Here is a 12,708-nt window from a genome sequence, read left to right as displayed (position 1 = left end):
CTTGACTGCAAAAATTAATCGCCTGAACGGCTACAGGCCGCTCAAAGCGATTTAAAAATGCCGCCGAGGCCTGGCTTCGGCGGCATTTTTATTTATTGCCTATTCTGCTATTACGGCCCCGTCTAAGGCCACACCCGGAGCCCGAATGAGCGGACTGATCCCGCAACGATTTGTTGAAGATCTGCTAGACCGGATCGATCTGGCCGAGCTGATTGGCTCTCGCGTCACCCTGAAAAAAGCCGGTGCAAATTACAAAGCTTGCTGCCCGTTTCACGATGAAAAAACACCGTCGTTTAATGTGCGGCCAGACAAAGGCTTTTACCACTGCTTCGGGTGCGGCGCACACGGCGACGCGATCAGTTTTTTAAGGGAATTCGAAGGCCTGGGTTTTACCGAAGCAGTTGAAGATCTGGCGCGCAGAGCCGGAATGGAAGTGCCCTACGATCAGGCTGCCAAGCAGGAAATGCAGCAAACTCGAACACTGACAGAGGCACTGGATTTCGCCAGCCGTTTTTATCAGCAGGCGCTGGGCAGCGACGCCGGTGCTTTTGCCCGCGACTATCTGCAGCAGCGCGGGCTGGACCAGGCCATTATCCAGCAATATCAGATCGGATTTGCCCCCGCTGGCGGCACGGCATTATGCGACGCTGCAGGCACCAGCTTCAAAGAACCGTTGCTGGAAACCAAAACGGTGTCCGACCAATATGGCCGGCCCAGAGATCTGTTTCGCAACCGGGTGATGTTTCCAATCCGCAACACCCGCGGCAAAACCATCGCCTTTGGCGGGCGCACTCTGGGTGACGACAAAGCCAAATACATCAACTCGCCGGAGTCTGACGTTTTTCATAAGAGCCGTGAAATATACGGTCTCTATGAGGCGCGGCAAAACCTGAAACAGCTGGACAAGTTGTTGGTTGTTGAAGGCTACATGGACGTCATCGCCCTAGCCCAGCATGGCATCAAGTTTGCTGTGGCCACACTGGGTACCGCCACCAATCAGGATAATCTGAGCGCTTTAATGCGCCAGGTGCGCCACATTGTGTTCTGTTTTGATGGCGACACAGCGGGTTATCACGCGGCAGATCGCGCGCTGGAAAACGCACTGGAACTGATGGCCGACGGTTTGCATCTGCAATTTCTGATGATGCCCCAAGGCGAAGACCCGGACACTCTGATTCGTAAAGAAGGTGCCGAAGCCTTCAGTAAACGGATTGAAGCGGCTATACCGCTGTCACGCTATTTGTTCGATCGCCAGAGCGATGGCCTCGACTTGCAACTGCCCGAGCACCGCGGAGAGTTGCGCGCCCGGGCTGAGCCCATGCTCAACAAAATGCCCAAGTGCACGCTACGCGACGCCATGTGGCATGAAATGCTTCGCCTTTGCAGCGGTCGCGACCAATGGCAAAAAAAACCCTGGCAAGAACGGGGCGGCAACAAAAGCTGGCAACGGGAACGAATACAAGAACAGCGGATTGACGTAAAACTGAGCAAAGACAGCTTACTGTGTCTCGCTTTGACGGAAGCGCCAGATCTGGCCTCAGAAGTAGCCGAAGCTGCTCGTGGCTCACGGCAATTTATTCAGGCAGCGGCGTTCGCCAACTGGATTTTAGAAAGCAAACTCGCCAATCAACCGGCACTCATTAGCGCTTTAGCGACAGATGTTCAAGCCAGAGACCGTTTTTTTCATTTGTTTGACGGCATTGAGCATATACCCGCACGCGAGCACACACTGGAAGCGGCACGGGAACTTCTCAGCCCAACTGAGGAAGCATCGCGGCAACAAAGGTTTGTCGAATTGGTGCGTAATTTGCCCAATCTGAGTCCCGAAGAACGCATCGAATTACGTACATTAGGCAGTGGCACAAAGAACAACGGGACTTGAAAATTTAAGCACTGGTCACCATCTATCCATTCGGTGGCAGAGCATTAGGTCGGCAGCTATACTGGTTGCTTAATATTTATTTACTTTAGCGGGCTTACAGGGTGTCTATGTCGGGCAATTCGCAAAAATCACGTTTAAAAGACCTCATCGCGCGAGGCAAGGAACAAGGTTACCTGACTTACGCCGAGGTGAACGATCACCTTCCGGAAGACATCGCTGACCCGGATCAGGTCGAAGACATCATTCGCATGATCAACGACATGGGCATTCAGGTAACTGAAGTTGCACCAGACGCTGATACGTTGATTATGACTGATGGTGATTCAACCGCCGATGAAGCCGCAACTGCCGAAGCCGCAGCGGCTCTGGCTGCAGTAGAATCCGACGCTGGGCGCACCACCGACCCGGTTAGAATGTACATGCGCGAGATGGGTACCGTTGAACTGCTGACCCGCGAAGGCGAAATTGTTATCGCCAAGCGTATCGAAGAAGGCATTCGCGACGTGATGGCGGCGGTTGCACACTTTCCCGGCACCACCGGCACGGTCATCCAGGGCTACGATCGCATTGTCGAGAATGAAGGCCGGTTGAGCGATATTGTTGCCGGCTTTCTTGATCCGGACGACGCCGAACCGTTCATGCCAGAAGAGCCTGCCCCAGCGGTGCCTGCCAGCGCCGAAGAATCAGACAGCGACGACGATGCGGATGATGCCGAAGAAGAAGAAACTGAGAGCGGCCCAGATCCCGAAGAGACCCGTCTGCGCTTTGACCTGCTAAAAGAAAAACTGGCCGTCGCCAATGAGCTGTTAGAACAGCATGGCCGCAGCGACAAACGTACCCAGAAAGCCCTGAACGAGCTGGGCGCGGTGTTTGCCCCGTTTAAACTAGGTAACAAAGCGTTTGATGGACTCGTGAACGTTGTTCGTTCCACCAACGACATGATCCGTCAGAATGAGCGCACCATCATGCGCATCTGTATTCGCGAAAGTAAAATGGATCGTAAAGAATTCATCAAATCGTTTCCCGGCAACGAGATCAACTTAGACTGGGCTGAAAAAATTGCTCGCAGCAAAAAGCCCTATGCTTCTGCGATTTCCGAGCGCCTGGACGAAATCGTGCGCTTGCAAAAGCGCATCAAAAACGTTCAGTTGGAAGTAGATTTAGACGTTGTCGACATCAAGGAAATCAATCGCCGCGTATCCATTGGTGAGGCCAAGGCCCGCCGCGCCAAGAAAGAGATGGTAGAGGCGAACCTGCGCTTGGTGATTTCCATTGCCAAAAAATACACTAATCGCGGCCTTCAGTTTCTCGACCTGATTCAGGAAGGCAACATTGGCCTGATGAAAGCCGTTGACAAGTTTGAATATCGTCGTGGCTACAAGTTCTCAACCTACGCTACCTGGTGGATTCGTCAGGCCATTACCCGCTCCATCGCGGATCAGGCTCGCACCATCCGTATTCCGGTGCACATGATTGAGACCATCAATAAGCTGAACCGCATTTCGCGCCAGATGTTGCAGGAAATGGGCCGCGAGCCCACGCCGGAAGAACTGGGCGAGCGGATGGAAATGCCGGAAGATAAGATTCGCAAAGTGCTGAAAATTGCCAAAGAGCCTATCTCTATGGAAACCCCGATTGGCGACGACGAAGACAGCCATCTGGGCGATTTCATTGAAGACATCCAAGCCTTGTCGCCGGTAGATTCCGCCACCGCCGAAGGCCTGCGCGAAGCCACTCGCTCGGTATTGGCCGGCTTAACCGCCCGCGAATCAAAAGTACTGCGCATGCGCTTTGGTATCGAAATGAACACCGACCACACGCTGGAAGAAGTTGGTAAACAATTTGATGTTACCCGCGAGCGGATTCGTCAAATTGAAGCCAAAGCCCTGCGTAAACTGCGTCATCCATCGCGTTCAGACCATTTGCGCGGCTTTATCGACGATCAAGGCAACACTTAAGCGTCACAACACTGGCGAGCGCCTGCTCTCATCGCTATACTGGCGCTCGCTTTTGTTTGTACTGCGCAAACAGAAACATTGGAATACCCCGCGTTACGGGCCTTTAGCTCAGTTGGTTAGAGCAGTCGACTCATAATCGATTGGTCGCTGGTTCAAGTCCAGCAAGGCCCACCACTCGTATATTTGCAAAAGCTTAAAGCACATCCAGAGCCCGCATACATATCGTCAACACGGAGCACTCCATGGAAAGCTGGCAAGAATGGCTGTTAATTGCGTTTGGTTTGGGCGCCATTGTCCTTCTGGCACTGTTTATATACCGCCAACGCGATGCATTAAGCGCTGATCAGCGACGTAGCGAAAAAGCGGGCGAGTTTGCGCGCAAGCGGCGGGAATCGATGATTCAAAGTATTCGTATCTTGGCACAGGCGGTAGAGGCGGGTCAGGTTGAGTCTTCTGAGGCCTGTTTGCGGATCAAAGGCTTGCTGGATCACGTGGAGCCGACGCTGCTACAAAAATCGCCGTTTGCCGTTTTTCAGCAGGTGCACGACAAACTACAACACATGCCCACCCATCAGGCCCGGCTAGAAACTGAGCCGAAGTTTGTCAGTAAGATGGACAAGGAACGCTATGCCATTGAACAGGGTCACGCCGACGAAATTCGCCTCGCAGCCACTGCCATTCGGGCATATGTTTTTAGCGAGGGTGTGAGCTAGCGGGGCGTTAACATACTGGCCATCTCCAGCACACTATCGCGATTAGTAACCAGCCGGTCGAAACGCTCGTGCACCCGCTTCGGATCCAGCCCTAGCTGTCGGTAAATTCCGGGGGTGATGGGCTTAACCACTCCCAACCCTATTCCGCGTTCAATCAACAGCTGCCGTGCCAGCCAGAGTACCTGACTATAAACTTGATGCTCGCTCGCAGCAGCAGGGTCTTTATACTGACGAACGGCACTGGTTACCTCCTCCGGCATGCTCCAGTTTTCCATCAGTTGTGCTGCAATCTGCCCGCCAGTAATACCCAGCAAGTGGCGCTCGACGATGGACGAGTCCAGGCCCGGATTTACCTCCTGCGCGCGACACAGCAGACTGAAATGGGGCGGGAACACATGAGCCAGCACCAGAGTGCCGAAATTGTGCAGCAAGCCAGCCAGATAAGCCAAACCGAAAACAGGGCGCCCGGCGCCGGCTATCAGGCTGGCAAGCAGCCCGGCACCGTTAGCCAGCCAAGCGGCCTGCTGCCAGTAATCCTCGTAGCCGCGAATGCCCAGTGTCGGCGGACGCAGCACCCGGCCCAGCGATAGCCCCATTGCCAAGTTCATCACCATATCAAATCCCAACACACGGGATATGGCATCGTGCACCGAGTTTACCCGGCTGGGAGCCGCGTAAAACGACGACGATGCCCAGCTGATGACTTGCGCTGCAAGGCTGGGATCGCTCTCCACGATGTCTACCAGATCAGCCATTACAGAATTGGGATCTGTGCGCAGGCGAATAATACGGCGGGCCGTTTCCGGAAGCGGCGGTAGCTCCAGCGTGTCTTCCAGGCGTTGGCGTATCCGCAAACTGGAAAAGCGCTTGATGGCAAAATGAACCTGCTCGCGATCATTCCCGTGGTCTGCAATAGCCTCGACCAGGGGTGCTACAGCAACTGCGCAGTTCAGGCGACCGGCCTCGCCGCACAGATCCATAAAATCATGTGCGGGCATAACCATGGCCAAGTGAGGATTTTGCAACATCAGGGCCACTGCAGAGCCCGCATCTACCGCCGAATCGATAACCGTACGCCAACCAGTCAGAGCCGGCAGCGCAGGCAGCTCAGACAGTTCAGACAGCCCCAGCCGGCTACACAGCCTTTGCTGTTCGGCAGCAGGTAGCAGTGTGTAACTATGGCGCAAATGTGTATTCAGCGCTTCAAGGTCCAGCAAGTCACAACTGCGGTAGATTACCTGAAGCTTATGGCAGCCGTCGCTCAGCAACACCATTCGCAGCAGTTGATCCGGGTCGGCTTTATCGACGTCCCGCAATGCAATGCTGGTTGCGCATTCACCAAGAGCCTGGCGAACCGTAGCCGGAACTTCCATTGGGCATAACCTCGTATTTACCATTCTTCTGTTATCACAGTAGCCCACCTAAGGATAACAACGTAGCCTTTCATTAAATGCAGACGAGATTTAGACTTCACCGTAGCGGGTTTTTTCACCCAACCAGCGCCGCACCAGCCCCTGCACCGCGACTTTATTGCCCATAAGTCGCGGAGCTATTTCACGAACCACTTCAATCCAGTGCTGATCGCGCTCGAAATCAGCCAGCCTGAACTGCATCATGCCGGTCTGGCGAGTACCCAGAACCTCACCGGGACCACGAAGTTCAAGGTCTTTTTCCGCAATCACAAAACCGTCTTGGCTGTCGCGCAGGGCCTGCAGCCGCGCTTTACTGTTGAGCGATAACGGTGGATGGTACATCAGCACGCAGTAACTGGCCTGTTCGCCACGCCCTACACGGCCCCGCAACTGATGCAACTGGGCCAGACCCAGGCGTTCAGGATTTTCAATAATGATCAGCGACGCGTTGGGCACATCCACTCCCACCTCTATTACGGTGGTGGCCACTAGAAGGTCTAACGCACCGCTCTTGAATTGTGCCATAACTTCCGCTTTTTCTTGACTTTTTAATCGCCCATGAACCAGTCCGATGCGCAGGTTTGGCAAGCGTTCGGCGAGTTCAGTCGCACTTACTTCTGCCGCCTGACACTGTAACACCTCAGATTCTTCAATCAGTGTGCACACCCAATATGCCTGCCGCCCGGCCTGACAGGCATTGCGTACTCGCTCTACCACATCGTCACGGCGCCCGTCGGGCACAACAATCGTTTCGATGGGTTTGCGCCCTGGAGGCAGTTCGTCAATGACCGATGTGTCCAGGTCGGCGTAGGCGCTCATAGCCAACGTACGCGGAATGGGCGTGGCCGTCATAATCAACTGATGGGGCGCCAGCGCGCCGGCGGCGCCTTTTTCCCGCAATGCCAGACGTTGATGCACGCCAAAGCGGTGCTGCTCGTCAATAATCACCAAAGCCAAACGGTCGAATGCCACGTCGTTCTGAAACAGCGCGTGGGTGCCAATAGCAATGCCAGCGGCACCACTTGAAAGCGCCGCCATGGCTTGCGCGCGCGCCTTGCCTTTCACTTTGCCCGTCAGCCAGGTGAGTTGGATGCCCAGCGGCGCAAGCCAGGCGCAAAAATTTTGGTAGTGCTGTTCCGCCAGAATTTCAGTGGGTGCCATCAACGCCACTTGAGTGCCCGCTGAAATGGCCTGCAAGGCCGCCAGCGCCGCGACCACGGTTTTGCCAGAGCCAACATCACCTTGTACCAAACGCAGCATCGGTAGTGGCTGGGTGAGGTCTTGGCGGATTTCCTGAAGCACCTGGCGTTGAGCGCCGGTTAGGCGAAATGGCAAAGACTCTAGAAAGCGCTCGCTTAAATCGCCCTGCGGCAGCAACGGCAGCGCCTGGCGCGTCTGAATCTGTTCGCGCACTTGCAACAGACTTAACTGATGCGCCAGCAGTTCTTCCATCACCAACCGCTCCTGGGCCGGATGGCGTCCTTCCAGCAATTGCGCCACCGAAGCACTAGCCGGTGGTGAATGCACCAGTTCTACTGCGGCAGTGATAGTCGGTAACTGATAGTCCACCAGTACCCAGGGCGGCAGCCAGTCGTAAATGGGATAACGCTTCAAATACGCTACCGCCTGCTGGCACAAAGCCCGCACCCGAGGCTGCTGAATACCCTCGGTAAGTGGGTATACCGGAGTTAATGTGGCACTGCCTTCATCCGCCATAGGCGTCGGATGGGTCTGATATTCGGGGTGGTACAGTTCGTAGCCGGAACGGCCCGCCCGCACTTCGCCAAAACAGCGCACCTGGGTGCCGTCGGCAAACTGGTTCTTCTGGGCCGCGTTAAAATGAAAAAAACGCAGACTGACAAAGCCGCTGTGGTCTTTGAGAGTGACCTGCAAGCTGCGGCGCCTGCCCATCACAATGTCGGTTTTCATGACCTCACCTTCCACCACTGCCACGTCGCCAATGCGCAGGCTGCCCATGGCTGTAATGCGGGTGCGATCTTCATAGCGGTGAGGCAAGTGAAACAGCAAATCCTGAAGCGAGGCGATACCCAGCTTGCCCAGCTTTTCTGCAAGTGCGTTGCCAACGCCCTTAAGCTGAGTGACCGGTATATCGTCCAGTGCCATCATCGCCGGCCTAGCCCTTAGCCGCTGCTGGTTTAGCGGCACTGGCCTTTGCCACAACCCGGCACTGGCTCGCCGCCAGCGACAGCACGTCAATCGCTTTGGGCCGCGGGAAAGTCACCCTCCAAGCCAGAGCTACGGTCCGAAATGGCACGGGGGCAGCAAATGGCCGAACCGCAAGCACACCTTCGTGATAGCGCATACCGGTTGCCGCTGACAGCGGCAAAACGGTCACACCCAGGCCCGAGGCTACCATATGGCGAATGGTTTCCAGCGAGCTGCCTTCGGTCACCAGCGTGGGGCCATTGCCTTCCCTGCGCCGGGTAACGGTTGCAACCAAAAGCGGGAAGGACTCCAGCACTTGGTCGCGAAAGCAGTGCCCCGGCCCCAACAGCAGAAGCTGCTCTTGCGCCAACTGCTCCGCGGTAATTTCATCGCAGGCGGTCAGCGGATGATCTGCCGGCAGTAGCACCACAAAGGGCTCGTCATAAAGCGGCAGGGTAACCACTTCGGCTTCCTCGAACGGCAGCGCCACAATAATAGCGTCCAATTCTGAATGGCGTAGTTTCTGGCGCAGACTCGCGGTGTAGTTTTCTTCTATATACAACGACATATCTGGCGCTGCTCGCCGCAACTCCGGCAGTAAATGCGGAAATAGGTAGGGACCTATGGTGTAAATGGCTCCGACCTTTAGCGGAGAGCTAAGCTGGTTTTTGCCATCCTGGGCCATGTCTTTAATCACACCCACCTGGTCCAGCACCCGCTGCGCCTGCTCAACAATGCGCAGCCCGCTTTCGGTGACCCGAATATTGCTTTTACTACGCTCAAACAATGGGATACCCAACTCTTCTTCAAGCTTTCGTACCGCCACACTAAGGGTGGGCTGACTAACGTGACAGCGCTCCGCGGCGCGGCCAAAATGCCTTTCACGGGCAAGCGTAACAACGTATCGTAACTCGGTAAGAGTCATGGCGGGCTCCGGTGCTGAACAACGTTCGGTGTCTGATTTATCTATGGTTCAAAGCATAAGGATTGATATTGTCTATGGCAATCGCTGAAGGCCTGAAAAAACAACGAATTTTGCTGGCAGGGTGCGGCAATCTGGGGGGTGCCATTGCCACCCTGCTGCTGCAATCCGGGGCTGAGGTGTTTGGTCTGCGCCGCAGAACGGATCAACTACCCCAAGGTGTTACGCCGATAACCGCAGATTTGACCCTACCGGAAACCCTGAGTGACAAGCTCCCGCCACAGCTAGATCAGGTTATTTATTGCCTGACACCGTCGGATTATACCGAGCAGGGCTACCACGCAGCCTATGTAAAAGGCCTAGAAAATCTGCTATGGGAATTACAGGGCCAGACACCAAACCGACTGTTCTTTATAAGCAGCACCGGGGTTTATGGGCAAAACGATGACGGTTGGGTGGATGAGAGAAGCCCTACGCAGCCGAGCGGGTTCAGCGGCCAGCAGGTATTGCTGGGAGAGCAGACCGCGCTGGCCAGCAGCATGGCCGCCACAGTGGTCCGGTTCAGTGGCATTTATGGCCCGTCGCGCCAGAGTTTTTTGCAAGCAGTGATTGATGGGCGGCTGAATCCACCGGCCCACTCTAATTACAGCAACCGCATTCACGAGCAAGATGCTGTTCGGGCTATGGTGTATTTAAGCACCATGGCGGCGTCTGGTGAAACCCTGCAGGCCTGCTATCTGGCCAGCGACTGCGAGCCGATACGGCTGGATCAAGTGGTGCGATGGGTTCGCCAGCATACCGATTGCGCAGAACCGGCAGAGGGCGCTCGCGATGGCAGCCGGGTGGGCAGCAAACTGTGCAGTAACCGGCGTCTGTTGAAAACCGGATTTGAATTCCGGTATCCGGACTTCCGCGCCGGATACCGTGAACTGATCGGTCAGCGCAAGGGCGCTTAGGTCAACACCATCACCGCTTCCATTTCGATGGGTACGTCTTTTGGCAGCGCAGCAACGGCCATCGCTGCGCGAGCCGGGTAAGGCTTTTGAAAGTAGGTGGCCATGATTTCGTTCACAACCGCAAAATTAGCCAGATCGATCATATAAATGTTCAGCTTGACAATGTCCTGCAATGAGCCACCGGATGCCACACAAACCGCCTTCAGGTTGTCGAATACCTGACGGGTGTTTGCCGCAAAATCGCCCTGTATCAGTTCCATGGTTTCTGGCACCAGCGGAATCTGACCAGAAATGTACACGGTGTCACCAGCCTTTACAGCCTGAGAATAAGGCCCGATTGCTTGCGGTGCATTTTCGGTTTCAATAATCGATTTGTTGGTCATGGTTATTTATATCCCTGTTGTTAATAAATAAAAATCCTCACCCGCCATAACGCCGGGTGTCAAATCTGGCAAACCTACGATAACAGAGACCTAGGTGCCTTTAGTAGCGAACCCGGCTGATGTGGGTAACCGCCCGAATATTGCGTACCCGTCGCATTACCCGCGCCAGATGGTGTCGGCCGGTCACGTGTACCACCAGGCTGACAACGCCAAAACGGGCATTTTGATCTTCCACGTTAATGCGCTCAATATTGCCGTCGGCCATTGCTACTGCATTGGCCATCTCCGCAATAATGCCACGCTGCCGCTCCATTTCCACCCGCAACTCTACTGAAAACTGATCGGTAATATCCTTCGCCCATTTCAGATCAGTCAGCATGGCCCTGCCCTGCTCGTCGTCTGGCAGATGTGAGCAGGTATCCGAGTGAATCAACATGCCATTACCCGAATCCATGATGCCCACAATCGGGTCACCGGGAATGGGTTTGCAGCAACTGGCAAATTTCAGCAGCAGGCCGTCTGAGCCGCAAATGGTTACCGGGCCCTGACGCCCACTCTCTTCAATCGCGCTAGCCGCTGGGGCATCACCCTCTGCTTCGGGCGCGCCCACCACCAACTGGCGTGCCACCAGAAACGCCATGCGGTTGCCCAGGCCAATTTCGCTAATCAGATCCTCGAAGCTGTTAACCTGATTGTGAGCCACAACCCGCTGTTTCTGAGCCTCTGTAATGTCACCCAGACGCGTATTAAAGCCCTTCAGAGAACGCTTAAGCAGCGTATGCCCCAGTTCCAAAGACTCGGCATGCTTATCGCTTTTAACCACATGACGAATACTGCCACGAGCCTTGCCGGTTACCACAAAGTTGAGCCAAGCCGAATTTGGCCTGGCGCCGGGCGCGGTAATGATTTCCACCGTTTGCCCGCTTTGCAGAGGCTGGCTTAGCGAGCCCAGGTTACGGTTGATACGGCAAGCCACAGTGGCGTTGCCAATATCGGTATGGATGGCATAGGCAAAATCCACCGGCGTGGCACCGCCGGGCAGTTCCATGATTTTTCCGCGCGGCGTAAACACGTAAATTTCGTCAGGAAACAGGTCTTCTTTAACGCTTTCAATAAACTCTAGCGAATCATCAGCGCGCTCGCGCATTTCCATCAGGCCTTTCACCCAGCGGTCTACCCGGGCCTGGTTTACGCTAGTGCCGTTAGACGGCTCATTCTTGTACAGCCAATGAGCGGCAATACCGTTGTTGGCAATGTTCTCCATTTCTTCGGTGCGAATCTGAACTTCGATATTCACGTGCATACCAAACAAGGTGGTGTGCAGCGACTGATAGCCGTTAACCTTGGGCATGGCGATATAGTCTTTGAAACGCCCGGGCATGGGCTTATACAAGCTGTGCACGGCACCCAGGATTCGATAACAATCGTCTTCGTTGTCAGTAATGATACGAAACGCGTATACGTCCATGATTTCACGGAATGATTTCTGCTTGAACTTCATCTTGTTGTAAATGCTGTTCAAGTGTTTTTCGCGCCCTAAAATCCGGCCGGGCATGCCCCGCTCTTCCAGCTTTTCGTGCAGGCGGCCACGAATTTCATCAATGATTTCCCGATGGCTGCCGCGCAGCTTGGTCACTGCTTTGGAAATGAACTTCGAACGCATGGGATACATCGTCGAGAACCCGAGGTCTTCCAGCTCCGTCGAAATGCTATGCATGCCCAAGCGATTGGCGATGGGTGCGTAAATGTCCAATGTTTCAGTCGCGATGCGTTTGCGCTTTTCATAGGGCATGGGGCCCAAGGTGCGCATGTTGTGCAGGCGGTCCGCCAGCTTTACCAAAATCACGCGAATGTCGCGGGCCATGGCCAGCGTCATTTTCTGGAAATTTTCGGCCTGGGCTTCGGCGCGGGTGCGAAATTCAATCTGCGTCAGTTTACTGACACCATCCACCAGCTCAGCAACATCCTCACCGAACTGGTCAGCGAGCGCATCTTTGGGTATGCCGGTATCTTCAATCACATCGTGCAGCATTGCGGCCATCAGGCTTTGGTGATCCAACCGCATTTCAGCAAGAATGCGGGCGACGGCCAAGGGATGGCTTATATAACGGTCACCACTCTTGCGCATTTGCCCTTCATGGGCCTGTTCCGCAAAATAATACGCTCTGCGCACCTGATTGATGCGATTGGTGTCCAGATAGCTGCTCAGCTCTCTGGTTAACATGTCTACCGCTGCTTCTGATGACACCGTGCCCTCACTTATTTATGATCCCCGGAAACAAAAAAACCCGAATGCATGCATTCGGGTCCTTCCAT

Annotated in this window: 9 protein-coding genes and 1 tRNA gene; 5 read left to right on the top strand and 5 right to left on the bottom strand. The window is 54.8% G+C overall.

Annotation, left to right across the window (positions count from 1 at the left end):
- Positions 1-145 precede the first annotated feature (145 nt).
- From dnaG to ABA45_RS02900, 4 genes are all read left to right on the top strand, one after another.
- Complete coding sequence (gene dnaG / locus ABA45_RS02915) at positions 146-1,882, top strand: DNA primase (protein WP_048384274.1); 1,737 nt, start codon at positions 146-148, stop codon at positions 1,880-1,882.
- Positions 1,883-1,989: 107 nt separating this feature from the next.
- Positions 1,990-3,840: an RNA polymerase sigma factor RpoD gene (gene rpoD / locus ABA45_RS02910; RefSeq protein WP_048384273.1), complete on the top strand. Its 1,851-nt coding sequence runs from the start codon at positions 1,990-1,992 to the stop codon at positions 3,838-3,840.
- Between the two features lie 97 nt (positions 3,841-3,937).
- Positions 3,938-4,014, top strand: a tRNA-Ile gene (locus tag ABA45_RS02905).
- Between the two features lie 68 nt (positions 4,015-4,082).
- Positions 4,083-4,553 (top strand): DUF2489 domain-containing protein, encoded by a 471-nt coding sequence (locus ABA45_RS02900; RefSeq protein ID WP_048384272.1) that lies wholly within the window; start codon positions 4,083-4,085, stop codon positions 4,551-4,553.
- On the opposite strand, the gene ABA45_RS02895 is transcribed toward ABA45_RS02900, so the two are convergent.
- From ABA45_RS02895 to ABA45_RS02885, 3 genes are all read right to left on the bottom strand, one after another.
- Positions 4,550-5,926 carry an HDOD domain-containing protein gene (locus ABA45_RS02895; RefSeq protein ID WP_048384271.1) on the bottom strand — a complete coding sequence of 459 codons (1,377 nt, stop codon included), beginning with the start codon at positions 5,924-5,926 and terminating at the stop codon, positions 4,550-4,552. The two genes, ABA45_RS02900 and ABA45_RS02895, sit on opposite strands and share 4 nt — an antisense overlap.
- A gap of 90 nt (positions 5,927-6,016) precedes the next feature.
- On the bottom strand, positions 6,017-8,092 hold the full coding sequence (gene recG / locus ABA45_RS02890; RefSeq protein ID WP_048384270.1) for an ATP-dependent DNA helicase RecG: 2,076 nt from the start codon (positions 8,090-8,092) through the stop codon (positions 6,017-6,019).
- A 7-nt stretch (positions 8,093-8,099) separates the two neighbouring features.
- The gene (locus ABA45_RS02885; RefSeq protein ID WP_048384269.1) at positions 8,100-9,056 is read right to left on the bottom strand and encodes a LysR substrate-binding domain-containing protein; all 957 of its coding nucleotides are present in this window, start codon (positions 9,054-9,056) and stop codon (positions 8,100-8,102) included.
- A 74-nt stretch (positions 9,057-9,130) separates the two neighbouring features.
- Between ABA45_RS02885 and ABA45_RS02880 the strand changes: the two genes are divergently transcribed.
- Complete coding sequence (locus tag ABA45_RS02880) at positions 9,131-10,009, top strand: NAD-dependent epimerase/dehydratase family protein (RefSeq protein ID WP_048384268.1); 879 nt, start codon at positions 9,131-9,133, stop codon at positions 10,007-10,009.
- Here the strand turns inward: ABA45_RS02880 and ABA45_RS02875 are convergent.
- Complete coding sequence (locus tag ABA45_RS02875; RefSeq protein ID WP_048384267.1) at positions 10,006-10,392, bottom strand: Rid family detoxifying hydrolase; 387 nt, start codon at positions 10,390-10,392, stop codon at positions 10,006-10,008. The two genes, ABA45_RS02880 and ABA45_RS02875, sit on opposite strands and share 4 nt — an antisense overlap.
- A 100-nt stretch (positions 10,393-10,492) precedes the next feature.
- Positions 10,493-12,616 (bottom strand): RelA/SpoT family protein, encoded by a 2,124-nt coding sequence (locus tag ABA45_RS02870; protein ID WP_048384266.1) that lies wholly within the window; start codon positions 12,614-12,616, stop codon positions 10,493-10,495.
- Between the last annotated feature and the right edge of the window lie 92 nt (positions 12,617-12,708).

Source organism: Marinobacter psychrophilus (assembly GCF_001043175.1).
GTDB classification, from domain to species: domain Bacteria; phylum Pseudomonadota; class Gammaproteobacteria; order Pseudomonadales; family Oleiphilaceae; genus Marinobacter; species Marinobacter psychrophilus.
Note: the sequence above shows the minus strand (reverse complement) of the source record. Positions and strands in the feature narration are given on the sequence as shown.

Coding starts and splice junctions, on each gene's coding strand:
- dnaG (WP_048384274.1), top strand. CDS start 146: ATGAGCGGACTGATCCCGCAACGATTTGTTGAAGATCTGCTAGACCGG.
- rpoD (WP_048384273.1), top strand. CDS start 1,990: ATGTCGGGCAATTCGCAAAAATCACGTTTAAAAGACCTCATCGCGCGA.
- ABA45_RS02900 (WP_048384272.1), top strand. CDS start 4,083: ATGGAAAGCTGGCAAGAATGGCTGTTAATTGCGTTTGGTTTGGGCGCC.
- ABA45_RS02895 (WP_048384271.1), bottom strand. CDS start 5,926: ATGGAAGTTCCGGCTACGGTTCGCCAGGCTCTTGGTGAATGCGCAACC.
- recG (WP_048384270.1), bottom strand. CDS start 8,092: ATGATGGCACTGGACGATATACCGGTCACTCAGCTTAAGGGCGTTGGC.
- ABA45_RS02885 (WP_048384269.1), bottom strand. CDS start 9,056: ATGACTCTTACCGAGTTACGATACGTTGTTACGCTTGCCCGTGAAAGG.
- ABA45_RS02880 (WP_048384268.1), top strand. CDS start 9,131: ATGGCAATCGCTGAAGGCCTGAAAAAACAACGAATTTTGCTGGCAGGG.
- ABA45_RS02875 (WP_048384267.1), bottom strand. CDS start 10,392: ATGACCAACAAATCGATTATTGAAACCGAAAATGCACCGCAAGCAATC.
- ABA45_RS02870 (WP_048384266.1), bottom strand. CDS start 12,616: ATGTTAACCAGAGAGCTGAGCAGCTATCTGGACACCAATCGCATCAAT.